This window comes from Pseudomonas sp. Pseusp11, from assembly GCF_047304405.1.
Lineage (GTDB): Bacteria > Pseudomonadota > Gammaproteobacteria > Pseudomonadales > Pseudomonadaceae > Aquipseudomonas.
Window position 1 is genome coordinate 23172 of sequence record NZ_JBGLZF010000022.1, and the last position, 25520, is coordinate 48691.

Sequence of the window (25520 nt, forward strand, 5' to 3'; positions counted from 1 at the left end):
CACAGGGCTTTTTTGTGAATGCCTGCAACGAAGTGGCCAATCGCTATAACCTTTTGTTGCAGCCGCTGTCATAGCGTTTAGCCCCCATCACTGACGATGACCACGACATGAAAAGATTTTTGCCACTGATTGCGGTACTGGCCCTGAGCGGCTGCGCCACGTCCGAAACAACTTACCTGAAGAATGGCGAGCAAGGCCTGAGCATCGACTGCTCCGGGGAAGCCAACGACTGGGCCAGTTGCTATGAAAAAGCCGATGCCTCTTGCGCCGGCACCGGCTATCGGATTGTCGGTACCGACGGCACACCTTCGACCAAGGAAAGCGACAAAACCCTGGGCGCGGATATCGGCAATTACAAGAACCGCAGTGTGGTGGTGGTCTGCAAGTAGGGCGCCCAATGCCCTACATATGGATTTCGGCGAACTTGATCCCTAGCCCGCGTACGGTCTCGATCAAATCGTCGAGGCGGCTGAAGGACTCGACTTCATCGTTGTCATCCACCAGGAAAAAACTGCGCCCGGCGCTTTTCTTGAAAAATACGATCCACTCCCCCGGATTCGCCGGGTTCTGAATCACATGGGTGGCAGAGATATGACCCTCTGCATGGCGCTCCCGCACCTGCTCTCGTTTCATGCTCGACTCCAGAAATGACAATGCCGTCAAAGTGCAACTTTGACGGCATCGATGCTGACCGGGGGTAGTTTATCAGCCGGAAATGCACGCCGTAGCGGCATTGCGCACATCCCATGGGCGCAACGGCACATTGGAGATGCGTTCATGCAGTTTGATGCTGCTGCCGCCGGAGCGGTCTTCAATGTCAAACACCGCTGCCGGCCCCGAGGAGAACTTCTGCGGCACAATAACCCGCATGCCATCCTTTTGCGGCTCGACTTGCAGGGCTCCACGGCTGCTGGCTAACTTCTCGACCAAGCACTGGGCGTACTCGTGGGGTTTCTTGCCTGAAATCACGTTCATGGTAGGCAGCGAAGCAGTGATGTCCGAGACCGTCGCACATCCACCCACTGCCAATGCCAACGGTACGACCAGAACACCCCATTTCATATGAAACCTCCGATAAAGACCCTCCGACAGCACAGATGCTGTTTTTCTCCAAGGCTCCCTGCTTTTATCGCTCATAGAATTCCAAATAACTGTTTTTAATTGTCAAAGCGGACCCCGACAGCCAGATAATAACCTGTTCGGGCTGATAAACTGCGCCAATCGCCCATGCTATCGTTTTGATTTTGTAGAAAAAGCCCTTCTGGAGGCGCCTCATGAAATTTATCCACCAGCGCGAGCACCTCAACGAAGACGACATCGTCGTCATTCAGTGCTCCCAAATGTGCAACATCCGCTTGATGAACGACGCCAACTTCCGCAGCTTCAAGAACGGCGGCCGTCACACGTATCACGGTGGCGCATTCGACACCTTCCCGGCCCGGATCACTGCGCCGAGCACCGGTTTCTGGAACATCACCATCGACACGGTCAACCGCCGGCCGATCAGCGTGACCCGCAAGCCGACCCTGACGCACTCGATCAAGATCATCCGCCGCTCCAGCTCGAAGCTGAGCTGAACCCACACCAGAACAGGCAGGTATGACCGTGGCCCAGACGACCAAATACGTCATCAAATACAAACTAAACGGCGAGCGTCGGTTCGAATTCGCCCAGCTTGAAAACGGCACCGCAGAAGAAGCCAAGGCTGCGCTGGACAAGCTGCATGGCCAGAGCGAAGACGTCATCAGCGAGATCAGCGTCAGCAAAGCGCTGTAACGCGATCTGGAGCGACAACATGGACGTCTGCTCCCCTCGCGAATTCGACCGCAAGCGCCGGAGTGCCTGCTCTCGCACCGCTCACTAAACTGGCCGCCTCGACCTTTTGGTCAAGGAGTCAGAACCCTTGTTTACCGATCCGATTCACCACGATGCCCTCGACTGGGGCAGGCTTACGCAGCAACTCGACCAGGATGGCTGCGCGATCATCAAATCGCTTTTAAGCCACAAGACCTGCGATGAAATAAGCGCCCTGTACGACCGCCCCGAGCCCTTTCGCTCGAAAGTGGTGATGGCGCGCCACGGTTTTGGCCGTGGCGAGTACAAATACTTCAGGTACCCGCTGCCGGATCCAGTGGCCCGGTTGCGCAGCGCGCTCTACCCCCGACTGGTTCCCATCGCCAATCGCTGGTACGAATGCATGGGTTTGCCGACCCGCTTCCCCGAATCCCACGAAGCGTTTCTGCAACGCTGCCATGCCGCCGGTCAGGAACGCCCGACACCTTTATTGCTGCAATACGGCCCGCAGGACTACAACTGCTTGCATCAGGATCTGTACGGCGAACACGTGTTCCCGCTGCAAGTGGCGATTCTGCTGTCAGAACCGGGAGAGGACTTCACCGGTGGCGAATTTGTGCTGACCGAACAACGCCCACGGATGCAGTCGCGCCCGCAAGTCATCGACCTGAAGAAAGGTGACGCGTTGATTTTTGCCGTGAGCCAGCGCCCGGTTAAAGGTGTTCGCGGCTATTACCGCGTGACCCTGCGTCATGGGGTGAGTCGCCTGCACAGTGGAAAACGGCATACCCTTGGAATCATCTTTCACGATGCGTTATGACCCCATGAGCCCGATCACCCTAGATCTGTTTGCCGACGCCGAACCCGAGCAGCAGCCCAGGCGCGAGCAGATCGGCGAACAATCCTGCGTTCTCAGAGGCTTCGCCCTGCCCTGGCTCGACCGGTTGCTGCCGGCACTGGAGGCAGTTTTGGCAGCGGCGCCGTTTCGGCAGATGGTCACGCCCGGCGGCTTTACCATGTCGGTGACCTTGAGCAGTTGCGGCACCTGGGGCTGGACCACCGACCGCAGCGGCTACCAATACACCCGCAACGATCCGCAGACCGGCGCGCCCTGGCCGGAAATGCCCGAGGTGTTTTTCGAACTGGCCCAGGCGGCCGCGCGAGAGGCAGGGTTTATGGCGTTCGTACCGGATTCCTGCCTGATCAACCGCTATGTTCCCGGGGCCAGGATGTCGTTGCATCAAGACAAAAACGAAAAGGCCTACACAGCCCCCATCGTGTCGGTGTCTTTGGGATTGCCGGCGACGTTCCTGTTCGGCGGCTTCGAACGCAGCGCGAAAAGCCAGCGGGTGCCGCTGTTTCACGGTGATATCGTGGTCTGGGGCGGCGTGGACCGTTTGCGTTACCACGGCGTATTGCCGATCAAGGACGGCCAGCACCCGCGGCTGGGCGAACAACGGATTAATTTCACCTTTCGTACTGCGCGATGATGCAGTCGAATTCGACCGCAAGACCCGGAGTGTGGCGTCTCTACCGGCTGGTTAATCTGCATGAAACGGGTCAACGGACATGAAGCCATGACAACTCAATCGCCAACAATCGCCACCGAAAACGATCCTCGCTGGGCCGCCGTGGTCGCGCGCGATCCACGTGCCGACGGGCAGTTTGTGTATGCAGTGAAAACCACCGGTGTCTACTGCCGCCCCAGCAGCCTGGCACGCCTGCCGAAACCGCAGAACGTCGAATTCTTCGACACGGCCGAGCAAGCTCAGGCAGCAGGTTATCGCCCCAGCAAACGGGCCGCGAAAGATCACAGCGACGTCGCCGCCCAACATGCCGCGACCGTGGCCGCCGCGTGCCGTCAAATCGAATCCGCCGAAACATTGCCGGCGTTGAATGAGCTGGCGGATGCAGCCGGTTTGAGCAGCTTCCACTTCCATCGCGTGTTCAAGGCCATCACCGGCCTGACGCCCAAGGGCTACGCCACCGCCCACCGCTCACGCAAGGTTCGCGAGCGCCTGACCGACGGCGGCACGGTTACCGACGCGTTGTATGACGCCGGATTCAACTCCAACAGCCGTTTCTATGAGGCAGCGGATCAATTGCTTGGCATGACCCCCGGCGACTACCGCGCGGCCGGGCAGAACAACGACATTCGCTTTGCCGTCGGCCAGTGCTCTCTGGGAGCGATTCTGGTGGCACAAAGTGAACGCGGTGTCTGCGCGATTCTGCTGGGGGACGATCCGCATCAACTGGTCTGCGACCTGCAGGACAAGTTTCGCCGCGCCAACCTGATTGGCGCCGATCATGAGTTCGAACAGTTGATCGCCAAGGTCGTCGGCTTTATCGAAGCCCCGGCCCTCGGCCTGGACTTGCCGCTGGATGTACGCGGCACGGCGTTTCAAGAACGGGTGTGGCAAGCCCTGCGGGAGATTCCCGCCGGCAGCACCGCCAGTTATGCCGACATCGCTCAGCGCATCGGCGCACCGAAAGCCATGCGCGCCGTGGCCCAGGCCTGTGGCGCGAACAGCCTCGCGGTGGCGATTCCTTGCCATCGCGTGGTGCGCAGCGACGGCAACCTGTCGGGCTATCGCTGGGGCGTGGAGCGCAAGCGTCAGTTGCTGGAGCGTGAAAACGCGTCCGGGTCCTGAATGCCGATATAGACCGCCACGGACTCCGGCCCGGTGTAGACCTCGAAGTCCGTGGCGAACTTGCGGCGAATCTGTGGGTTGTCCTCGAAGTAGGCCCAGATAAAGCCCCAGGCCTGAATGACGCTATCGGGCATCGCCCCTTTGGCGCTGAACATCAGATAATCGCCGCCCTCAACCTGAATCTGCGCAAAGCCCTCGGAAGGTGCGGTGACCGCCACTCCCGCGGTCACATCGAAGTGGCCCGACGCGTCAGACTCGTAGTTGGAATACACGCCGTACATAAAGGAGTCCGGTTGTTTGTGGGTGATCTTGTCGTAAATATCCTCGACGAAAAACCGTTCCCACATAGGGCCGATACGCGCGGTATCCGGCTGCTGCTCTGCGGCATTGAGGGTTCGCACCTGCAAACCCGAGACGCTAAAGGGCTGCACTTCACGCAGTTTTACATCCATTGCTCGATATTTCCTTGTCGCTTCAGTTTGTCTGTTTGATAGGCGCCGAGACGCTCAACGATTAACGTTTACTACCACCCGACCACGCAACTGGCCAGCGAGCAAGCGCGGCGCAGCGTCGATGGCTTCGCTCAAGCCGATTTCGTGGCTGATCAACGGCAGCAAGGCGAAATCCAGGTCTTTAGCCAAGCGATTCCACGCCAGTATCCGCTTGGCTTTGGGTTGGGTCACGCTGTTGATCCCGGCCAGGGTCACGCCGCGCAATATGAACGGTGCGACGGACGCCGGGAAGTCCATGCCCTGGGCCAGGCCGCAGGCGGCGACGGTGCCGTTAGCCCGGGTGCTGGCGCAAGCGTTGGCCAGTGTGTGACTGCCGACCGAGTCGATCACCGCCGCCCAACGCTCCTTGGCCAACGGTTTGCCCGGCTCCGACAACGTGGCGCGATCGATGATTTCACTGGCGCCCAAGTGCTTGAGGTAGTCGTGTTCGGAGGTGCGGCCAGTGGATGCCACCACGCGGTAGCCGAGTTTGCTCAGCAGCGCGATGGCGAAACTGCCTACGCCACCGTTGGCGCCCGTCACCAACACCTCCCCCTGCTCGGGACTCACGCCGTTGTGTTCCAGTGCCAGGATGCTCAGCATCGCCGTGTAGCCGGCCGTGCCAATGGCCATCGCTTGCGCGGCGGTGAATGCCTTGGGCAGCGGGATCAGCCAATCACCATTCAGGCGAGCCTTCTGCGCCAGCCCGCCCCAGTGTCCTTCACCCACGCCCCAGCCATTGAGCAAGACTTGATCACCGACCTTGTAGTCTGGATGACTGCTGACTTCGACAGTGCCCGCCAGATCAATCCCCGGCACCATCGGGAATTTGCGCACCACCGGGCTGCTGCCGGTGATCGCCAAACCATCCTTGAAATTCAATGTGCTGTACGCCACACGCACCGTCACATCGCCCTCGGGCAATTGATCGTCAGCGATCTCTTGCAGTGTGGCCCGGTAACCGCTGTCGTCTTTGTCGATCAAAATGCCTTTGAACATCACTGCCTCCTGGTGGAATCGCTCAGTTGTCGTGCTGTTGAAATAACACAGGGAACCCCATCACCGTACCCGACTTTAAGCCAATCCCCATCGGCTGGCGCCTTGCGGATCATCCCGTACGCATTAAAAACTCGACTGGCCTTGCGCCAGGCATTACTGATACAAACTTGCTTCTACCGTCCCTGCCCTGTTTCGACGTCGGAGAACACTGCACATGAGCCAATGGCCAGACACCCGCATTCTTGACCTGCTCGGAATCGAACTACCGATCATTCAGGCCCCTTTGGCCGGTGCGACGACTTCGGCCATGGTGATTGCGGCAAGCAATGCTGGCGGCCTGGGCTCGATGCCTGCCGCGATGCTGAGCATCGAGCAGTTGCGCGAAGAACTGAAGACGATTCGCCAACACACCCAACGTCCGTTCAACGTCAATTTCTTCTGCCATCAACCTCCGCCGCCCGATGAGCAACGTGCCCGGGACTGGAAGAATCTGCTGGAACCGTACTACCGGGAATTGGGCGTCGACTTCGACGCACCGACGCCGGTGTCCAATCGCGCGCCGTTCGATAACGCGGCCTGCGAAGTGATCGAAGAGTTTCGCCCCGCAGTGGTGAGTTTTCACTTCGGCCTGCCGGAAAAATCGCTGCTGGATCGGGTAAAAGCCACCGGAGCGAAAGTTCTCTCCTCGGCGACTACGGTCGAAGAAGCCGTCTGGCTGGAGCAGCATGGCTGCGATGCGATCATTGCGATGGGTTACGAGGCTGGCGGTCACCGGGGAATGTTTCTCAGCGACGACTTGAGCAGCCAGGTGGGCACTTTCGCGCTGGTGCCACAGATCGTCGATGCGGTGAAAGTGCCGGTCATTGCGGCGGGCGGGATCGGCGATGCGCGGGGCGTCGCGGCGGCTTTCATGCTGGGCGCATCGGCGGTTCAGGTAGGTACGGCTTATTTGTTCACGCCGGAGGCCAAGGTCAGCGCGTCCCACCACAAGGCGTTGCGCACGGCCAAGGAAAGCGAGACAGCGGTCACCAACATTTTCACCGGGCGCCCGGCGCGCGGGATTCTCAATCGGGTGATGCGTGAGCTGGGGCCGATGAGCGCCAAAACACCGGCCTTCCCCTTGGCGGGCGGTGCGCTGATGCCATTGCGGGCTAAAGGGGAAGCGGATTTCAGCAACCTTTGGGCCGGGCAGGCGTTCACCCTGGGCGTTGAACTGAGCACGGCAGAGCTGACCCGGCGATTGGCTGAGGAAGGATTGGCCAAATTGATTCACCGCTAATCAAGCTGCGACTAACCACAACCTGTGGCGAGGGAGCTTACCTGTGGCGAGGGAGCTTGCTCCCGTTGGGTCGCGAAGCGGCCCCAAAAGCTCGCGACTGCTTCGCAGCCGAACGGGAGCAAGCTCCCTCGCCACAGGCAAATCGCCTTGCCACAAGTAAGCTCCCTCGCCACAGTTCGGTGCCAACCTTGCACTTTGCATCCGGCAAGTTCCGTTTACAGGCATTTCGCTATATATTCTGATATATAGCGTTTCACTCGCCTACCACGGAGCCGTTTCATGATCATTCGTGCCTCACGTTTTGCCCCTGTGTGCCTGTTCAGCGTGTTCGCTTTCGGGTCCGCCCGCGCGGATGAAGTCCAGGTCGCCGTTGCCGCCAACTTCACCGCGCCGATCCAGGCCATCGCTGCCGATTTCGAGAAAGACACCGGGCACAAACTGGTCACCTCGTATGGTGCAACCGGCCAGTTCTATACCCAGATCAAGAACGGCGCGCCGTTCGAAGTGTTGCTCTCGGCGGATGACACCACTCCACAGAAACTCGAGACCGAAGGCGACACCGTCAAGGGTTCGCGCTTCACCTACGCCATCGGCACGCTGGCGCTGTGGTCGGCCAAGGAAGGTTATGTCGACGCCAAGGGCAAGGTTCTGAGCGACAACCAGTATCAGCATCTTTCCATCGCCAACCCGAAAGCCGCCCCGTATGGCCTGGCTGCCACTCAGGTGCTAGCCAGGCAAGGCCTGACCGAGAAGGTCAAAGACAAGATTGTTGAAGGCCAGAACATCACCCAGGCTTACCAATTCGTGTCCACCGGCAACGCCGAACTCGGTTTTGTGGCCTTGTCGCAGATCTACAAAGACGGCAAAGTGACCAGCGGTTCGGCCTGGATCGTTCCGGCCAACCTGCATGATCCGATCAAACAAGACGCGGTGATCCTCAACAAGGGCAAGGACAACCCGGCCGCCAAGGCGCTGGTTGACTACCTCAAGGGGCCGAAAGCCGCCGCCGTCATCAAGTCCTACGGTTACCAACTCTAAATGACCCTATCGAGTGCCGATTACTCCGCGATCTGGCTGACCCTGAAACTGGCGTCCCTGACCACGATCATCCTGCTGATCATTGGCACTCCGATTGCGTTATGGCTGTCGCGCACCCAATCCTGGTTACGCGGTCCGGTCGGGGCGATCGTCGCCCTGCCCCTGGTGCTGCCACCCACGGTGATTGGCTTTTATTTACTGTTGGCTCTCGGCCCGAACGGGTGGATCGGCCACTTCACCCAATCGTTGGGGCTCGGCACCCTGACTTTCAGTTTTGCGGGGCTCTTGATCGGCTCGGTGCTGTACTCGATGCCGTTCGTGGTCCAGCCGCTGCAAAACGCATTTTCCGCCATCGGCACTCGCCCTCTGGAAGTGGCCGCCACCTTGCGCGCCAACCCCTGGGACACGTTCTTCAGCGTGATTGTGCCGCTGGCCCGTCCCGGTTTCATCACCGCGGCCATTCTCGGTTTCGCCCACACCGTCGGCGAGTTCGGCGTGGTGCTGATGATCGGCGGCAATATTCCCGACAAGACCCGCGTGGTCTCGGTGCAGATCTACGATCACGTCGAAGCCATGGAATATGCCCAGGCCCATTGGCTGGCCGGGGCAATGCTGGTGTTCTCCTTTGCAGTGTTGCTGGCGCTCTACTCCAGCCGTAAAACCAAAGCGGCCTGGAGCTGACCCATGATTCAAACGCGCTTGAAACTGAGCTATTCGGGATTTGCCCTGGATGTCGATCTTCAATTGCCCGGCCGCGGGGTGACTGCGCTTTATGGTCATTCCGGTTCGGGCAAAACCACCTGCCTGCGCTGTATCGCCGGCCTGGAGCAGGCTGAGCAGGGTTTTATCCAGGTCAACGATGAAGTCTGGCAGGACAGCGACAAGCGGATTTTCGTCCCGCCGCATAAACGTGCACTGGGTTATGTTTTCCAGGAAGCCAGCCTGTTCCCCCATCTGTCGGTGCAGGCCAATCTTGAATTCGGCCTCAAGCGCATCCCTCGCCAACAGCGGCGGGTCGACATGGCGCATGCCACTGAACTGCTAGGGATTGGCCATTTACTCGAGCGCAATCCGCAGAGTCTTTCCGGCGGCGAGCGCCAGCGTATCGGCATCGCCCGTGCCCTGCTCACCAGCCCCAAACTGTTGTTGATGGACGAGCCACTGGCGGCGCTCGATACCCAGCGTAAAAACGAAATCCTGCCGTACCTGCAACGGCTGCACGATGAGCTCGACATCCCAGTACTGTACGTCAGCCATTCCCAGGATGAAGTCGCGCGGCTCGCCGACCATCTCGTCCTGCTCAGCGACGGCAAGGCTTTGGCCAGCGGCGCCATCGGCGAAACCCTGGCCCGGCTCGATCTGCCGCTGGCGCTGGGCGATGACGCCGGCGTGGTGATCGAAGGGCACGTCAGCGCCTATGACGCCGACTACCAGCTGTTGACCTTGCAACTGCCCGACACCGACCTGAGCATTCGGGTCACCCACGCGCCGATGACCAAGGGCCAGGCATTACGCTGCAAGGTTCAGGCGCGGGATGTCAGCCTGAGCCTGCAAGGCGTCGAACAGAGCAGCATCCTCAATCGCCTGCCGGTCACGGTGATCAGTGAGATCGGCGCCGACAATGCCGCTCACGTACTGATCCGCCTGAATGCCGCCGGCACACCGCTGCTGGCGCGAATCACCCGCTACTCCCGGGATCAACTGGGCGTGCACCCCGGCCAGCAACTCTGGGCGCAGATCAAAGCGGTGGCGGTGCTGGCCTGAATCCGTCGCCGAGGCGTACTCAAAGGGGCACCGAACCGACGAACGACCCACCAGTTTTTTGCATGATTGCAACGGGCTTCTATGCTTGATCTGAACACGAATAGCTTCGGTGACGCCATGGAAGACATTTTCGTTGTGAAACGCTGCAACAAGATCATCGTTCATGGCCGCCGGGCCGGAGAAGTCGGTCATCCCCCGCCCGACGCCGCCGTCTGGTATCGCATCGTCGATACCCGCACTCGCGGCTTCATCGGTGACGGTTACGATCTTGAAGAGGACGCCAGGCGCGAATGTCGCAGGCTTAACGAGGCCAGTTCGCCGGTGTCGCACGGGTTGGCTTGACGCCGGCCACTTTCATTTTCCGGGTCTATACTTGAAGGAGCTGAAGGACCAGCGACCCATCGGCAGAAAGCTCGCTCCCCCGCGGGCTTTTTGTTGCCCTTTAGCCGATTTCCTTGAACGGAGGTGATTGTCATGTCCGAGAAAGAGTCTATTGCCACCCTGCTCACCCTGCTTGACTCCCGTCAGGCCCGCCTTGCTGCTGCGTGCAAGGAAATCGCCGACTGGGTCGATCATCAAGGGGGGCATCCGACAGCGCTCAGGATTCGTGACCGCTTGAACGACATAGAGAAGGACACGCCGCAGATTCGCAGCGCATTGTCTGCACTCAAACATGTCGAGCCGCCACTGCCTCGGTTCAAATCAGGCGACCGCGTTATTTGAGCCAGGGACAGAGTCCAATTCAGCACACCTGAGCGGTGACCTCTTCGTCACCGTGGTTATGCCTGCCTGCCGGACTCGCGCTACATCCCAACCCGGCCCAGTTTGCCGGGCTTTTTTTATTCGTGCCTTCGGCCATTTCACACCGTCTTCACAACCGAACTCCTACAGTTCACTTGCTCCTTTGAATAAATCCCCTGGCCCGCCCGCATGCGGGCCATTTTTTTGCCTGCCGTAACGCGAACGAACGCCCTCACCTGCCAGGTGTCGAACGCTTACACATCACGAAGGAGAATGTCCCATGGTCACTCACTTCAAAGTCGGCGGGCACCTGGCCTGCGGGCACAAAGGCAGCAACCTGACTTCCAGCAGCATATTGAACCGGGTGAAATGCAGAAGCTGCCGCAACACCGATGCGTACAAGGAAGCGCGCAAAGCCGAACGCAACGCCGCACGTCGGGCCGCACGCAAAGCCAAAGCCACCCATGCTGCCAATGACTGGCGCGCATCCTGGGTACAACGGCTGATCGAGATGCCCGGACTGCAACGGCTACCGCGTGGCTTTACTGGCCAGCCATTTGTATAGCTGACACGCCAGGCGTGAGGATTTCCTCTAGAAAATCGATAAACACATTGATCCGGCTGGATCCCCGGTGGTTGGGCAAGTACAGCGCGTTGATGCAGCTGCTCGCACTGCCGGGATTGACTTCGTAGTGTTCCAGCAATCGCGTCAGCCGGCCTGCGGCGACATCGTCGCGCACCAGCCAGTCGGCCAACAGGGTCACCCCGCCGCCGGCGATTGCCGCTTCGCGCAGGATGTCGGCGTTGTTGCTTTGCAGGCGGCCGTGCACATTGAGCTGGATGGTTTCCTTATCGCCCTGGAACGTCCAGCACTGGTGCGAACCAGCGTAATCAAAGCGCAGGCATTGGTGCTCGAGCAAGTCGCGAGGATGACACGGCGCCGTGTGGCGGCTCAGGTAATCCGGGCTGGCCACCACCCAGCGCTGGAAGGCCCCTACCCGTTTACTGACGATGTCTTCACTGACCACCGACGATCCCAGACGCACCGACACATCGATCTGTTCGCTCAGCAGGTCGCTGACCTGATCGCTCAACGACACGCTTATTTCCAGTCCCGGATGGCGCTCGAGCAATCGGCCCAGATGCGGCGCGATGATCCGCCGACCAAACTCGACGGGGACGCTGATCCGCAGGCGTCCTTGCGCCTCGCTGCCACGGTCGGCAACCACGGCATCGGCTTCGTCGATGGCGTCAAGAATCGCCACAGCCTTTTCGAAATAGGTTTGCCCGGCGACGGTCACGCTGGTGTTGCGTGTCGTGCGGTTAAGCAGACTGGCGCCCAGCTCGTTTTCCAGCCCCGCCACCTGGCGAGTGACCGAAGACGTCGAGATGCCGAGTTTGCGCGCCGCGGAGGAATAACCGCCGCAACGCACGGTTTCAACAAACATCTTCAATGCCAGCAACTTGTCCATAAGCGGAATCCGGTCAAAAGGGAACGGTGGTGATTGTGCATCACCGTTCGCCAACCGTCTTGTATGACGGTGCTTCACCGGATTCCCCGGCGCCTGGCGCTCAGGCATTGGCCTTGCGACCGAGGAACATCACCAAAGCCAGGGTCGGGAGCAATGCCACCGATGCGGCAGACAGGTTCCAGCCGAAGTGTTCGTAGAGCGGGCTCGCCACCAGCGATCCCAAGGCACCGCCAACGAAGATGCTGGTCATGTACACGGCGTTGAGTCGTGCCCGGCTGTGCGGGTCGATGGCGTACACCTCGCGCTGGCCCAGCACCATGTTCAGTTGCACGGCGAAATCCAGCAGCACCGCACACACCACCAGCCACAGGTAGCTGCTAGCGGGCAGCGCAGCGATCAACAATGAAGCCGGTGCCAGCAGCAGTGCGACCAGTGTTCCGCGGTGGCCGTGACCAGCATCGGCCAAGCGCCCGGCAATCGGCGCAGCAACTGCACCCACCGCTCCGACCAGGGCAAAAATCGCCACCTGCGCCTGGCTGAAACCGTGGTGACGCATCAGCTCAATCGGCGCAAGCGTCCAGAACAGGCTGAAGCTTGCGAACAACAACCCCTGATACAACGAACGTTGACGCAGCACCGGATGGCGACGAGCCAGGGTAAACACCGAGCCGATCAGCGCGGCATAAGTCGCCTGATGCGTCGGCACACGGCGCGGCAGCGCAGCCGCGGTGATCAGGGCCATGACGGCCATCAGTGCCGCCGCGCTGTAAAACACCCCGCGCCAGCCGAACACTTCCACCAGCAGGCTGGACAGCGGACGCGACAACAGAATGCCCAGCAGCAGCCCGCTCATGATATTTCCCACCACACGACCGCGCGTGGCTTCGGGTGCCAGATGCGCCGCCAGTGGCACCAGAATCTGCACCGCAACCGAAGTAAGGCCGATCAGCAATGAAAACACGAGGAACATCGACGGCGAGTGCGTCAGCCCGGCACACAACAGCGTAACGCTCGCCGCGAGGGTGAAACCCACGACCAGACGCCGGTTTTCCATCAGGTCGGCCAGCGGCACCAGCAACAGCAGACCCAGCGCATAACCAAACTGTGTGAGTGAAACGATCAGGCTGGCATTGGCGCTGGACAGGCCGATCTGCGGCGCGATCAATTCGACAATCGGCTGGGCGTAATAGAGGTTGGCCACGACCGCGCCGCAGCAAAATGCCAGGAACGCGACCATCAGGCCGGAGAGTGAAGCAGGCTGTTCGGCCTTGGCCGCTGCTGCGGGGTTACCCGTGAGCATGATGACACCTCGTTGAGTTCGGGAAAGTGATGCCAAGGCTAAGGGCACGGGTCGATGCAGAGAATCCATGCCACCGGCAATGCAGTGATGCGCCATCCGCAACGACCCCGGCGTTGCCGTTGGCGCAATGCGCTATTGCGCGAACTGGCAATACTCCGGCGCTTACGCCTTCTCTACCCTTGGGCACTTGGCGCAGGGCACTCCATCAGCGCCATTCCCCGGTTGCTCAAGGAGCTGTTCATGACCCCGAATCCATCCTCGATGCGCACTGCGCGTCTCTCGCGTTGCAAATCCTCATGAAGGGCAACTTCCTGAGATCCAGTCCCCTCTGGATCAGCGCAGCCGTCCACGCTTCGATAGGCGCAATCGGCGCGGCGATGCTGATGTGGCGCCCGGCGATAGCACCGATTGAGCGCCCGCGAACGTTCGATGCCGCGCAATTGCAGCGCGGTGCGCGGGTGGTCGAAGCAGGCGATTGTGCGGTGTGCCATACGCGTCCGGGCGGTCAATACATGGCAGGCGGGCTGCCGCTGGTGACGCCGTTCGGTACGCTCTACAGCACCAACATCACACCCGACCCGCAGACCGGTATCGGCCAATGGTCACTGCCGGCGTTCGAGCGGGCGATGCGTGAAGGGATCGCCCGCGATGGCCACTTCCTGTACCCCGCCTTCCCGTACGCGCACTACCGGCGCATGAGCGAAGGCGACATTGCCGACGCGTATGCGTACTTGATGAGCGGCCCTGCCGTGAACTCACCGGCCATGCAAAACCACATGAATTTCCCGATGAACCTCCGGCCACTGGTGTCGTTCTGGAATCTGCTGTTCCTGCACGCAGAGCCGCTGACACCTGTGGCGCAGCAATCTGAAGCGTGGAATCGCGGACGTTATCTGGTTGAAGGCCCCGGCCACTGTGCGGGCTGCCATTCACCGTTGAACCTGATCGGTGCCGAGCAGTCCGGCGCAAGCCTCGCGGGCGGTGAGGTGGATGGCTGGGAGGCGCCTTCGCTGCTCGGCATGGCCCGTCGCGCAAACCCGTGGAGCACCGAGCAATTGGTCCACTATCTGCGGGCAGAAGTGGTAAACGGGCACGGCACCGCCGCGGGCCCGATGCGCCCGGTCAGCCTCAGTCTTACTCGCTTGCCGGTCAGTGACGCAGAGGCGATTGCCGAGTATTTGCTGAGCCTGCAAACCAAGGCTGCGATCACCGAAATCCAACCCGGCGCCGGGAACGTTGAGACCTTGGACCAGACCAGCGGCGCCCTGCTGTTCGCCAGTGCCTGCGCCGGTTGTCATGCCCCTGCGGCACCGATGCGCGAGATCGACGGGCGTCCGGCGCTGGATCGCACCTCGGCACTGCAAGCCCCGAGCGCGCGCAATTTCCTGAAAACCGTGCTCGAAGGCGTACCGGCAACTCCGGGCGTGCCCGGACCGGTCATGCCGCCGTTTGCCGCCAGCCTGGACAACATTCAACTCACCGCCCTGGCGTCATACCTGCGCCAGCAAGCCAGGCCTGACCAACCCTGGACAGAGCTTTCTTCCACTATTGAAGCGATCCGTCAGGAGACGAAATGACCCAAGTCACGCTCAACGTCAACGGCTCGGCCCACGCCTTGGAGCTGGAACCTGACATGCCGCTGCTCTATGCGCTACGCAATCATCTGGGGCTGAACGGCGCCAAGTACGGGTGTGGTTTGGGCCAGTGCGGCGCCTGTACCGTCATCGTCGATGACAAACCGGTTTTTTCTTGCGTGACGCCCTGCGCGGGCCTTGAAGGCAAGAAGGTTCGAACGGTTGAAAGCCTCGGTACCGCCGAACGTCCCGGTCCTTTGCAAAAAGCCTTTATCGATAAACAGGCGGCCCAATGCGGCTACTGCATCGCCGGCATGCTGATGCGCGCGCAGTCATTGCTGGAAAGTAATCCGCACCCGGACGAGCAAACCATTCGCGAGCACATGGCAGGCAACCTGTGTCGTTGCGGCACCCACCTGCGGATTATCGAGGCAATCAGCCTGGTGGCCGGGCAAAACGGGAGCGCGAGATGACGATGGAGAACAAAGTTGACCACAGTCGCCGGGCTTTCTTGCGTGGGGGTGCCTTGCTGGTGGCGTTTACCCTGGTGCCGGCGGCGCGTCGTGCATGGGCCGACACCGAAGTGGATACGCTCGGCACGGTGGTGCTGGCGCCTGATCTGCCCGGCAGCCTGCGCACCAATCCCTACCTCGATGCGTGGATTCGCGTGGGCCCTGAAGGCATCACCGTCTACACCGGCAAGGTCGAATTGGGCACTGGCGTCAAAACAGCCTTGCTGCAAATTGCCGCCGAACGTCTGGAGGTTTCCCCGACGACGATCAACCTGCTGACTGCCGACACCGCTCTGACGCCCAACGAAGGCTATACCGCCGGCAGCCACAGCATTTTCGACAGCGGCACCGCTTTGTTCAACGCGGCGGCGCAGGTGCGTGAGTTATTGCTGCAGTCGGCCGGGCGCAGCTGGGAGGTGGCACCGCCACTGTTGACGACGCAGGAAGGAATCATTCACGGCCCTGCCGGACAACGAATGTCCTACGCTGACGCCGTCAAAAACGTCGATCTGCACCTCTATGCCAAGTCCGAATCGCCGGCAATGCCAGCGACGGGCTTCAAGCTGATCGGTCATTCGCTGCAACGACTGGACATTCCGGCAAAAGTCAGCGGCGGCCCTGCATTTGTTCAGGACATTCGTTTGCCGGGCATGCTGCACGCTCGGGTCATTCGCCCTCCTCGTCCCGGCTGCACGCTGGAAGCCTTCGACGCGGAGGCGATCAAAACGTTGGCCGGGGTTGTGCAGGTGATTCGCGATGGCAATTACCTTGCCGTGGTGGCGCGTGATGAATGGCAAGCGATCAAGGCCATGCGCCGCGGATATGAATCGGCGCACTGGAGCGGCGGACAAACGATACCCGAGTCACGGGACATCCACGCATTGCTCGAACGCCTGCCTTCACGCCGCTATCCGATCAGCCATGAGGGCACGCCACAGGAAGCGACCGACAACCGCTACCGAGCGCGCGTGACCAAGCAATACCTGATGCACGGATCCATCGGCCCATCCTGCGCCGTGGCCTGGTTCAAGGACGGCACCCTCACCGTCTGGACCCACACCCAAGGCGTGTATCCGCTGCGCGCCGGGATCGCCGAAATGCTGCGGCTACCTCCCGACCGCGTTCGCTGTATCCACACCGAAGGGTCCGGTTGTTACGGCCACAACGGCGCAGACGATGCGGCGGCCGACGCGGCGTTGATTGCCATGCGAATACCGGGCACGCCGGTGCGGGTGCAGTGGATGCGCGAGCAGGAAAATCTCTGGGAACCCTACAGCTCGGCGATGGTGACTGAAGTGCAGGCCAATCTTGATGCGCAAGGTCGACTGCAGGACTGGAACTATGAACTGTGGACCACGCCGCATAACGAACGCATCGTCAACGCGGGCCGGTTGCTGCCGGCGCGACTGCTGGCCCGGCCGTTCATCTCTGCGCCCTCGGTGCCCATCGCTCAACCTGAAGGCGACGGCGATCGCAATGCCGTGCCGCTGTACACGCTGGCATCCACGCGCATCAACATGAACTTCGTCACCGAGATGCCGTTTCGCACCTCTGCCATGCGCTCGCTGGGCGCGCACATCAACATCTTCGCGATCGAGGCGTGCATCGATGAGCTTGCCGCCAGGGCCGGGAGCGATCCGGTGGCCTTGCGCCTTGCCCATCTGGCGGATCCCCGGGCGCGGGCCGTGGTGGAGCGCGTGCGCGACGCCATCGACTGGTCGCAAAAGAACAGCGAGCCGGGTGCGGGCATCGGCTTCGCGTTTGCCCGCTACAAAAACATCATGGGCTATTGCGCGATCGCGGTGCGCTTGCAGGTGCATCCGCAGACAGGCGAGGTGCAGGTCGATCACGTCGTCACGGCGGTAGACGTCGGGCAAATCGTCAATCCCGATGGCCTGCGCAACCAGGTGGAAGGCGGGATCGTACAGTCCACCAGTTGGACGCTGTATGAAAAAGTCGCCTATGACGCCGGGGGAATTCGCAGCTACGACTGGAGTGGCTACCCGATCCTGCGCTTTTCGCAGCTACCCAGAAAGGTCGACGTTCATCTGCTCGACCAGCCGGGACAACCGTTTCTCGGCGCCGCCGAAATCGTCCAGGGACCGATGGCCGCCGCCCTCGGCAATGCCGTGGCGAACGCTACCGGCCGACGCTGGCTGAACCTTCCTCTGACCCGTTCAGAGCAACCGTCCTGACCCTGCGCAGCGTTGCGTTTCACGCAATGCAGCGTAGAGGCTTTTGCGGATTATCAAGCGGCATGCAGCGGATTAACTTACGGCCATACGGTGCCTGGCCGAGCGTCCATCGCCGCCCTGCCCCCTCTTTTCGAAACCTGGAGAAATTCTATGACGCAGCAACTGTTCCAACCCATCGCATTGGGGCCATACACACTCCCGCACCGAGTGGCGATGGCGCCGTTGACACGCTCTCGTGCCGGGCAACCGGGCGATGTCCCGACGGCCATGAACGCCGAATATTACCGTCAGCGTGCGAGCGCCGCATTGATCATCACCGAGGCGACGCAAATCTCCCGACAGGGCCAGGGCTATGCCTGGACCCCGGGAATCTACAGCGATGAGCAGGTACAGGCCTGGCGCGAAGTCAGCAGCCAGGTGCACGAGGCCGGCGGTTTGATCTTCATGCAACTCTGGCACGTGGGCCGCGTGTCGCACCCAAGTTTCCAGCCTGACAATGCCCTTCCAGTGGCCCCGAGCGCATTACCCGTGCCGGGCAAGACGTTCATCGTCGACGCGGATGGCAACGGTGTGTGGGGCGATGTGCCGGTTCCGCGGGCACTGGAAACCTCGGAGATCGCTGACATCATCAACGACTACCGCCGGGCCGCGCGCAATGCGCTGAGTGCCGGAATGGATGGCGTGGAAATTCACGCCGGCAACGGCTATCTGTTGGATCAGTTCATCAACAGCAACAGTAACCAGCGCGAGGATAGCTATGGCGGCAGCCTGGAAAACCGTGCGCGCCTGTTATTGGAAGTGGTTGCTGCCGTCGTCGACGAAGTCGGTGCGCAGCGCGTGGGGGTACGCCTCACGCCGATGGGACGCTTCATGGGCATGGGCGATGAGACGCCGCAAGCTACGTTCGGCCACATCGTACGTTCGTTGAACCAGTGGAATCTGGCCTACCTGCACCTCGTCGAGCCTGCCGTCGTCGGCACCGTCAAGGACGAGAACTTCGATCCGCGCTGGGATGCAATCATCGGCCAACTGCGTGCAGCGTGGGACGGCGTGCTGATGATCGCCGGTGGCTACGACCCCGAGACGGCGGAACAGGCCTTGATCGACGGCCGCGCGGACATCATCGCGTTCGGCAGACCGTTTCTGGCCAACCCTGATCTGCCACGACGAATTCGCGACGGGTTGTCGCTCAATGCGCCGGATCCGAGCACCTTCTTCGGTGGCGATCAGCGTGGATACGTGGATTACCCGGCTCACTCCTGACAGGTGAATCCAGACCATCAATGCACCTTGGCGCGCCCGTGGGCGCCTCGTCCGACGGGCAAGAGCGCCGCGCCAAGGAACTGATGCTGCGTGCAATCAGCCGCAGCGTTTGCATCAGCGAACTGGCTGAACAATGCGCTCCAGCACAACCTCCAGTGGATGGCGCAATTGCGTGTTGGCGAAGCGCTTCACCTGACTGCGGCAGGAGTATCCCGTCGCCAGCGCCTCACCCTTTTTGTCCAGCTTGCCGGCCCATGACTGCTCGAAAATGGTCCGCGAGGTGTCCTGGTTCCGGGCTTCATGACCGTAGGTTCCAGACATGCCGCAGCAGCCGGTCGCCTCAGTCGTCAGCTTGAGCCCGAGCCGGGCAAAAACGATCTCCCATTGCGAAGTGCTGGCCGGGACATTGGTTTTCTCGGTGCAGTGCGCCAACAAGCGGAATGTATCAGTCGCTGGATGCGGATTTTCCGGCAACGCATCGCAGAGCCATTCCTGGGGTAGCAGGACCTTTGGGCAATCGTTGAGCCCCGGTACTTTCTGATATTCCTGGCGGTAGACCAGGGTCATCGCCGGGTCCAGCCCCACCAGCGGCACTCCGCAGTCGGCGAGCGTCTTGAGCTGATGGGCGTTGCGGATCGCCGCCTTGGCGAACGCACCGAGGAAACCCTGCACATGCAAAGGCTTGCCGTTGGCGCTATAGGGCGCCAGAAACACCCGATAACCCAGCTGATGCGCCAACTGGATGAAGCTCGCCAGCAACGGGGTTTCGAAGTACCGGGTGAAGGCGTCCTGCACCAGCACCACGCTGCGCTCACGTTGCGCGACAGTGAGCTCGCGCAAGGCTGGCACACTGGCGACAGCGACCTTGCAGCGGGTCAACGTGGCCTGCAAGTTATGGCGGTTGATCAACGGACTGTCGAGCATACCGACCTGTCGCTCAAGCAGACGGCTCACCCATTTCGAGCTCATCACCGCGTTGTACACACCTGGCGCGTAGGCCATGTAAGGCAGGGTGAACTCCAGAGAGCCAATCAGATAGTCGCGCAGCGGGCGTTGATAACGACCGTGGTACAGCTCCAGAAATCGCGAACGGAATTCCGGCACATTGACCTTGACCGGGCATTGTCCCGCACAGGATTTACAGGCCAGACACCCCGCCATCGCGTCGTAGACCTCATGGGAGAAATCCGCCTCGCCGCGCGAGCGCGCAAGGTTATTGCGCAACCGCGTTGGCAACCCGCTCAGCCACGACAACTTGCCTCGGGCCGCTTGCAGCACATCGATATTCGCCGCGCCTTGCAGACGCAACCACTCGCGAATCAATGAGGCCCTGCCCTTTGGTGAATGCTGGCGTTCACGGGTGGCTTTCCACGACGGGCACATCGCATCGTTGGGATCGTAGTTGTAGCAGGCGCCGTTACCGTTGCAGTGCACGGCGGTGCCGAAGCTTTGCCAGACGCGCTCGTCGATTTGCCGATCCAGATCACCGCGCAGCGTGACTTCGTTGACCTTGAGCAAGCCTTGGGCGGCGTCCGGCGGAGTGCAGATTTTGCCGGGATTGAGCTGATTGTGCGGGTCGAACGCTCCCTTGAGCGATTGCAGCGCCGGGTACAGCTCGCCAAAAAAATCGGGGACATATTCCGAACGCAAACCTTTGCCGTGCTCACCCCACAGCAGCCCCCCATAACGCCGGGTCAGCTCCGCCACTGCATCGGAAATCGGCTTGACCAGAGCGGCCTGGGCCGGATCTTTCATATCCAGCGCCGGACGTACATGCAACACACCGGCATCGACGTGACCGAACATGCCATAGGCCAGGCCATGGCTATCCAGCAAGGCGCGGAACTCAGCGATGTAGTCAGCCAGTTTCTCCGGCGGCACGGCGGTGTCTTCGACGAAAGGCTGCGGGCGAACCTCACCGTCGACGTTACCCAGCAGCCCGACCGAGCGTTTGCGCATGGTGTATACGCGGGTCACGGCTTCGGCCCCCTCGGCCAGGGTGTGGCCCAGTCGCTCAATCGTCGTGTCGGCCTGCAGATGCTCCACGAACGACGCCACGCGAGCATTCACCTCCGCCAGGTCTTCCCCGCTGAACTCCACCAGATTGATGCCCAGCGTCGCGCGCCCGGCGTCCGTCGGGAAGTACTCGGCGACGCTGTGCCAGACGATGTCTTTCATCGCCAGCATCAACACTTTGGAGTCCACGGTTTCGATGGACAACGGCTTGTGCGCCAACAACGCATTAGCGTCGCGCAACGCATCCATGAAGCTGCTGTAGCGCACGTTCACCAACACCGAATACTTGGGAATCGGCAGCACGTTGAGCTTGGCTTCGACGATGTAACCCAACGAACCTTCCGCACCGCACAGCACACTGTTGAGGTTGAAACGCCCGTGCTCGTCGCGCAGATGCGCCAGGTCGTAACCGGTCAGGCAGCGGTTGAGTTTGGGGAACACCGACTCGATCAGGTCGGCCTGGGTTTCCTGAATGTGCCGCGCCGTCCGGTACACCTCGCCGATGCGGCCGGGTTGCGTGCAGGCCACTTCCAGCTCCGCGTCGGACAGAGGCCGGCTGTGCAGGCGCTCGCCACCGAGCAGCACACTGTGCAGTTCCAGCACGTGATCGCGGGTCTTGCCGTAGGTGCAACTCCCCTGGCCGCTGGCATCGGTGTTGATCATGCCGCCGACGGTGGCGCGGTTGGACGTCGACAGCTCCGGGGCGAAGAACAGCCCATGGGGTTTGAGCGCGGCATTCAGCTGGTCCTTGACCACGCCCGCCTGCACCCGCACCCAACGCTCGGCGACGTTGATTTCGAGGATGGTGTTCATGTGCCGCGACAAGTCGACCACGATGCCATCGGTCAATGACTGGCCGTTGGTGCCCGTGCCGCCACCTCGCGGGGTCAGCTTGATCTGGCGAAAGCGTGGTTCGGCCATCAAGGTCGCGATGCGTGCGATGTCGTCCGCGTCCATGGGGAACACCGCCGCTTGCGGCAGGCGCTGGTAAATCGAGTTGTCGGTCGCCAGCACGGTGCGAGTGGCGTAGTCGGCGCTGAGCTGGCCACGAAAGCCGCTGGCGCGCAGGGCCTGAAGAAATTCCGGGTAGTCTGCCGCGAGTGCAACGGTGGGTAACTGAGCGATCATCGCAGGCTGTTCTCTTGTCGGTCTAATCATGGGAAAAAATCAAAACACTTGTCGCCTGAGCATTAATGGGTCAGCCTCAGGTCGTCGGCTACGCCAATGATCCTGTAGGCTCTGGCGCCGGACAAACGGATAATCCTGCCGCTATCGATGACTTTTACGAATGAATTACCGTCACCTCACGCCCTCGATGTCGTTGCTGCTGGCCTTTGAGGCCGCGGCCCGCCATGAAAGCTACACCCGCGCCGCGATGGAACTGTCTCTGACCCAAAGCGCCGTGAGCCGGCAAGTCCAGGCACTGGAACAGCAACTGGGCCTGACGCTGTTTCGCCGTGAAGGCCGGCAAGTGCAGTTGACCGATGTCGGTCGTCTCTACCAGCGGGAAATGAGCGAAGCGCTCGGACGCATCCGCAGCGCCACGCTGCAAGCCATGGCTTATCAATCCGGCAGCGGCACCTTGCGCCTGGCCACCTTGCCGACCTTTGGCTCGAAGTGGTTATTGCCGCGCCTACATGACTTCTACAAAACCCATCCCGGCATGCTGGTGCACATCAATTCACGGATCGATGCCATCGACTTCGAAACCAGCGGTATCGATGCCGCGATCGTCGTCGGCAATGCCGATTTGCCGGGCCTGATCAGCCATCGCCTGCACACCGAAGAACTGATGGTGGTCATTTCTCCAGAAGCGGCCGAGCTCCACGACGCCTGGACGCCGGAGCGCATTGGCGCACAGACACTGCTCAACGTCGCAAACAACGCCAACGTCTGGGGCGAGTGGTTCAGCCACCACGGCCTGCCCCATCGAATGATGCGGCTGGGACCGAGTTTCGAACTCACCTCGCACTTGATCCAGGCCGTCAGGGCCGGCATCGGCATCGGTTTGGTGCCACGTATTCTAGTGGCCGACGAGCTGGCCAACGCAGAGCTGATCAGCCTCGACCAGCCGTTCGCCAGCCAGCGCAGCTACTACCTGACCTACCCGCCGCGCAACGAAATGCTGCCATCGCTTATCGCGTTCCGTACCTGGTTGCTGGAACAGATCTGAACGAGCGCAAAGAACAGGCTGTCCACTTTGTTCTTCTATGATGTCCATCAGTTGCGCGCGCAACTGCAGGACTTTTGATGCGTTGGTGGCAAGGGAATTGAGGAATCCATGACTGACCGCGAACAACTCCATCGAGATGGCTTTGCGCTGCTCCGTCGAGCGATCCCGGCCGAGTGGCTGGGTGACCTTCGTGCCGTGTTCGATGCGGGCGTGAAGCCGGCGGACCAATGGCCAGTGCCGCGTGGCATGGATTGGCGCCATTCGCTGCTGGATTCTGATTCGAAGATTCAGGCGGTGTGTCGTCTGCCGGAACTGCTGATGGTGGTTGGTGAGCTGATCGGAGAACGGTTTTTCCTCTCGCAGGTGGAGGGTCGCGAGCCCCTTGCTGGTGGCGGTCATCAGCTGCTGCACCGCGACTTGTCGGCCCAACGGCCAGGCGACATTGTGAACGCCATTGCTTACTTCGACGATTATGGCCCCGAGAACGGCGCAACACGTATCGTCCCCGGCAGCCATCGCCCTGACCAGGAAGCGCCGCCATTCGACTTCAATGACGAGTCCCGGTCAGTGCAGCTTTCAGGCTCCGCGGGTGACATCCTGGTGTTTGATGCCGATTTAGTGCATGCGGGCAGTCTGAACTCGATCGGCGCGCGCCGTCGCTCCATCCTGATCAGCTATTTTTCGGAGCCTTTATACGCGTCACACCTGGAAACGGTGGGCCTGCGAAGTATCCGGATGGACACGACCGATCGGTTCGACCCTTCGGATTTTGCCTGCTCACAGAACGGAGGCTGATATGAGAGATGGCACGGACAAAAGAGTTGTTGTCATTGGCGCGGGCATCGTGGGTGCGTCCCTCGCGTATCACCTGACCAGCAAGGGCGCGAATGTCATTCTGGTCGAGGCTGGAGGCATAGCGTGCGGCGTGACTGGAAGCTCATTCGCATGGATCAATACTTCACACAACGGGCCCGATCCCATTGCACAGTTGCGTGATGCAGCAATCGAAGAGTATCGCCGACTCGAAACGGAGCTGCCTGGCCTGAAGATACGCTGGACAGGCTCCCTGTCTTATGGCGCGGACTCAGATGGCATGCAGCAAGCCTCAGGCAGCCAGCCCTCGGCAATACCGGTATCGCGCTCGCGGATTTCCACCCTTGAGCCCAACCTCAAGAATCCCCCTCAGCATGCCTTGTATGCAGCGCAAGAAGGCGCGCTGGATGCTGTAGCGGCCACCCATGCCTTGATCGCAGCTGCCCAGGCTCATGGGGCAAAGGTTCTCACGCAGACTCGGGTGCTCGGCTTTACCACTCGGAATGCGAAGGTGACGGGAGTCGAAACCGCAACGGGCATCATCGAAGCCGACATTGTCGTACTGGCCGCAGGGGCTGGCATCACCAAACTGACACAGATGCTAAACGCGCCCGTTCCAATAGAAGCCTCTCCTGCCATATTCATCCGCTACAAGACACAACCCAATCTCGTGAACACCATCATCTCCAGCCCTGAAATGGAGGTGAGGCAAAGCACGGAGGGTACGTTGCTGGCAGCGGAAGATTATTTGGGCGCCGCTTTGGAAAACCAGCCGACAGCAATAGCGCAAAGAACCGCCAAGGCCATCCAGAACGAACTTCACGGCGTTGTTTCCATTGAGCCGGAATTGGCTTGCGTCGGACTCAGGCCGATGGCTGTCGACGGCATCCCTATCATCGGGTATTTACCCACTATCGGCGGGGTGTACGTCTGCACCATGCATCCCGGAGTCGCCCTGGCTGCGATAGTGGGCCGCCTTGCCAGCGAGGAGATCATCGACGACAAGGCCTTTGCTGCCCTTGGCCCATGTCGACCCGACCGATTCTTTGCGGAAAAGATTTTTTGATTGCGGAAAAAACTAAGGGCCTGCATGAGAAACCTCATGCAAGCCCTTGATATTCATGGTGCCCGGCTGTTCTGGGATGACCGGTACTTGCTCAGTTACTGGTCGCCGCCAAGTTCACGCACACAGCGGAACTGGCCGCTCTCATGCCCCACCTGGGCAATTAAGGCCGCCATCCGCAGCCGGGTATTGATCTGGTATCGGTCCATCGCCAAATTCAACACAGACGCAAAAACGCCGGCTTGTTTGCCGGCGTTCGGGAGGATCTGCAGCAGTTGCTGCGCGGTGATGGACATACGCTTTCTCCGAAATAAATAAACGTAGTGCGGCAAGGTGTCGCCGGTAATTCTTCGATCGGGTAGGATGTGCGCGCCCAGGAGAC

General features: G+C 60.8%; 28 protein-coding genes and 1 pseudogene. 21 read left to right on the plus strand and 8 right to left on the minus strand.

The window, feature by feature from the left end; genetic code table 11:
• Positions 1-107 precede the first annotated feature (107 nt).
• Positions 108-389 carry a hypothetical protein gene (locus tag ACCC96_RS18755; protein ID WP_413696579.1) on the plus strand — a complete coding sequence of 94 codons (282 nt, stop codon included), beginning with the start codon at positions 108-110 and terminating at the stop codon, positions 387-389.
• 13 nt (positions 390-402) lie between these two features.
• Here the strand turns inward: ACCC96_RS18755 and ACCC96_RS18760 are convergent, their stop codons facing one another.
• A complete protein-coding gene (locus tag ACCC96_RS18760; protein WP_007935641.1) occupies positions 403-633 on the minus strand; it encodes a hypothetical protein in 231 nt (76 codons plus the stop codon).
• 72 nt (positions 634-705) lie between these two features.
• A complete protein-coding gene (locus tag ACCC96_RS18765; RefSeq protein ID WP_413696580.1) occupies positions 706-1062 on the minus strand; it encodes a hypothetical protein in 357 nt (118 codons plus the stop codon).
• Positions 1063-1274: 212 nt separating this feature from the next.
• On the opposite strand from ACCC96_RS18765, the gene ACCC96_RS18770 reads away from it, so the two are divergent.
• The 5 genes from ACCC96_RS18770 (at position 1275) to ada (ending at position 4445) form a co-directional block, all read left to right on the plus strand.
• Positions 1275-1577 carry a DUF1883 domain-containing protein gene (locus ACCC96_RS18770; RefSeq protein WP_007900033.1) on the plus strand — a complete coding sequence of 101 codons (303 nt, stop codon included), beginning with the start codon at positions 1275-1277 and terminating at the stop codon, positions 1575-1577.
• A gap of 28 nt (positions 1578-1605) precedes the next feature.
• Positions 1606-1776, plus strand: a complete 171-nt coding sequence (locus tag ACCC96_RS18775) for a hypothetical protein (protein ID WP_086945763.1) — start codon at positions 1606-1608, stop codon at positions 1774-1776.
• A gap of 127 nt (positions 1777-1903) precedes the next feature.
• Positions 1904-2614, plus strand: coding sequence for a 2OG-Fe(II) oxygenase (locus tag ACCC96_RS18780; protein ID WP_413696581.1), 711 nt, complete (start codon positions 1904-1906; stop codon positions 2612-2614).
• Entirely contained in the window at positions 2604-3284 is a 681-nt protein-coding gene (gene alkB / locus ACCC96_RS18785; RefSeq protein ID WP_413696582.1) for a DNA oxidative demethylase AlkB, read from the plus strand. The genes ACCC96_RS18780 and alkB overlap by 11 nt, the downstream gene beginning before the upstream one ends.
• A gap of 87 nt (positions 3285-3371) precedes the next feature.
• Positions 3372-4445, plus strand: a complete 1074-nt coding sequence (gene ada, locus ACCC96_RS18790; protein WP_413696583.1) for a bifunctional DNA-binding transcriptional regulator/O6-methylguanine-DNA methyltransferase Ada — start codon at positions 3372-3374, stop codon at positions 4443-4445.
• Here the strand turns inward: ada and ACCC96_RS18795 are convergent.
• Positions 4409-4897 (minus strand): GyrI-like domain-containing protein, encoded by a 489-nt coding sequence (locus ACCC96_RS18795; RefSeq protein WP_413696584.1) that lies wholly within the window; start codon positions 4895-4897, stop codon positions 4409-4411. The two genes, ada and ACCC96_RS18795, sit on opposite strands and share 37 nt — an antisense overlap.
• Before the next feature lie 54 nt (positions 4898-4951).
• Positions 4952-5935 (minus strand): MDR family oxidoreductase, encoded by a 984-nt coding sequence (locus ACCC96_RS18800; protein WP_413696585.1) that lies wholly within the window; start codon positions 5933-5935, stop codon positions 4952-4954.
• A 214-nt stretch (positions 5936-6149) separates the two neighbouring features.
• On the opposite strand from ACCC96_RS18800, the gene ACCC96_RS18805 reads away from it, so the two are divergent.
• The 7 genes from ACCC96_RS18805 (at position 6150) to ACCC96_RS18835 (ending at position 11322) form a co-directional block, all read left to right on the plus strand.
• A complete protein-coding gene (locus ACCC96_RS18805; RefSeq protein ID WP_413696586.1) occupies positions 6150-7214 on the plus strand; it encodes an NAD(P)H-dependent flavin oxidoreductase in 1065 nt (354 codons plus the stop codon).
• Positions 7215-7493: 279 nt separating this feature from the next.
• Entirely contained in the window at positions 7494-8252 is a 759-nt protein-coding gene (gene modA, locus ACCC96_RS18810; RefSeq protein ID WP_413696587.1) for a molybdate ABC transporter substrate-binding protein, read from the plus strand.
• Positions 8253-8933, plus strand: a complete 681-nt coding sequence (modB, locus tag ACCC96_RS18815) for a molybdate ABC transporter permease subunit (protein ID WP_413696588.1) — start codon at positions 8253-8255, stop codon at positions 8931-8933. It begins immediately after the preceding gene.
• A 3-nt stretch (positions 8934-8936) separates the two neighbouring features.
• Complete coding sequence (gene modC, locus ACCC96_RS18820) at positions 8937-10016, plus strand: molybdenum ABC transporter ATP-binding protein (protein ID WP_413696589.1); 1080 nt, start codon at positions 8937-8939, stop codon at positions 10014-10016.
• Between the two features lie 81 nt (positions 10017-10097).
• Positions 10098-10358, plus strand: a complete 261-nt coding sequence (locus ACCC96_RS18825; RefSeq protein ID WP_258673959.1) for a hypothetical protein — start codon at positions 10098-10100, stop codon at positions 10356-10358.
• Positions 10359-10490: 132 nt separating this feature from the next.
• Entirely contained in the window at positions 10491-10739 is a 249-nt protein-coding gene (locus ACCC96_RS18830; RefSeq protein WP_018929055.1) for a hypothetical protein, read from the plus strand.
• Positions 10740-11037: 298 nt separating this feature from the next.
• Positions 11038-11322, plus strand: a complete 285-nt coding sequence (locus tag ACCC96_RS18835) for a hypothetical protein (RefSeq protein WP_019578779.1) — start codon at positions 11038-11040, stop codon at positions 11320-11322.
• Here the strand turns inward: ACCC96_RS18835 and ACCC96_RS18840 are convergent.
• Complete coding sequence (locus ACCC96_RS18840; protein WP_018929053.1) at positions 11300-12229, minus strand: LysR family transcriptional regulator; 930 nt, start codon at positions 12227-12229, stop codon at positions 11300-11302. The two genes, ACCC96_RS18835 and ACCC96_RS18840, sit on opposite strands and share 23 nt — an antisense overlap.
• A 100-nt stretch (positions 12230-12329) precedes the next feature.
• Complete coding sequence (locus tag ACCC96_RS18845; RefSeq protein ID WP_413696590.1) at positions 12330-13529, minus strand: MFS transporter; 1200 nt, start codon at positions 13527-13529, stop codon at positions 12330-12332.
• Between the two features lie 54 nt (positions 13530-13583).
• On the opposite strand from ACCC96_RS18845, the gene ACCC96_RS18850 reads away from it, so the two are divergent.
• From ACCC96_RS18850 to ACCC96_RS18870, 5 genes are all read left to right on the plus strand, one after another.
• Positions 13584-13829 (plus strand): hypothetical protein, encoded by a 246-nt coding sequence (locus ACCC96_RS18850; RefSeq protein WP_413696591.1) that lies wholly within the window; start codon positions 13584-13586, stop codon positions 13827-13829.
• A gap of 77 nt (positions 13830-13906) precedes the next feature.
• The gene (locus tag ACCC96_RS18855; protein WP_413696592.1) at positions 13907-15106 is read left to right on the plus strand and encodes a c-type cytochrome; all 1200 of its coding nucleotides are present in this window, start codon (positions 13907-13909) and stop codon (positions 15104-15106) included.
• The gene (locus ACCC96_RS18860; RefSeq protein WP_413696593.1) at positions 15103-15576 is read left to right on the plus strand and encodes a (2Fe-2S)-binding protein; all 474 of its coding nucleotides are present in this window, start codon (positions 15103-15105) and stop codon (positions 15574-15576) included. The genes ACCC96_RS18855 and ACCC96_RS18860 overlap by 4 nt, the downstream gene beginning before the upstream one ends.
• Positions 15573-17810: a molybdopterin cofactor-binding domain-containing protein gene (locus ACCC96_RS18865; RefSeq protein WP_413696594.1), complete on the plus strand. Its 2238-nt coding sequence runs from the start codon at positions 15573-15575 to the stop codon at positions 17808-17810. The genes ACCC96_RS18860 and ACCC96_RS18865 overlap by 4 nt, the downstream gene beginning before the upstream one ends.
• A gap of 150 nt (positions 17811-17960) precedes the next feature.
• Positions 17961-19073, plus strand: coding sequence for an alkene reductase (locus ACCC96_RS18870; protein WP_413696595.1), 1113 nt, complete (start codon positions 17961-17963; stop codon positions 19071-19073).
• Between the two features lie 114 nt (positions 19074-19187).
• On the opposite strand, the gene ACCC96_RS18875 is transcribed toward ACCC96_RS18870, so the two are convergent.
• Positions 19188-22217 carry an FAD-binding and (Fe-S)-binding domain-containing protein gene (locus tag ACCC96_RS18875; RefSeq protein WP_413696596.1) on the minus strand — a complete coding sequence of 1010 codons (3030 nt, stop codon included), beginning with the start codon at positions 22215-22217 and terminating at the stop codon, positions 19188-19190.
• Between the two features lie 160 nt (positions 22218-22377).
• Here ACCC96_RS18875 and ACCC96_RS18880 point away from each other — a divergent pair, with 160 nt between their 5' ends.
• From ACCC96_RS18880 to ACCC96_RS18890, 3 genes are all read left to right on the plus strand, one after another.
• On the plus strand, positions 22378-23262 hold the full coding sequence (locus ACCC96_RS18880; protein ID WP_413696597.1) for a LysR substrate-binding domain-containing protein: 885 nt from the start codon (positions 22378-22380) through the stop codon (positions 23260-23262).
• A gap of 108 nt (positions 23263-23370) precedes the next feature.
• Entirely contained in the window at positions 23371-24057 is a 687-nt protein-coding gene (locus ACCC96_RS18885; protein ID WP_413696598.1) for a phytanoyl-CoA dioxygenase family protein, read from the plus strand.
• A gap of 1 nt (position 24058) precedes the next feature.
• Complete coding sequence (locus ACCC96_RS18890; RefSeq protein WP_413696599.1) at positions 24059-25141, plus strand: NAD(P)/FAD-dependent oxidoreductase; 1083 nt, start codon at positions 24059-24061, stop codon at positions 25139-25141.
• Between the two features lie 98 nt (positions 25142-25239).
• Here ACCC96_RS18890 and ACCC96_RS18895 read toward each other — a convergent pair.
• Positions 25240-25434, minus strand: a pseudogene (locus tag ACCC96_RS18895) (glycoside hydrolase family 19 protein); the annotation flags it as partial.
• Positions 25435-25520 lie beyond the last annotated feature (86 nt).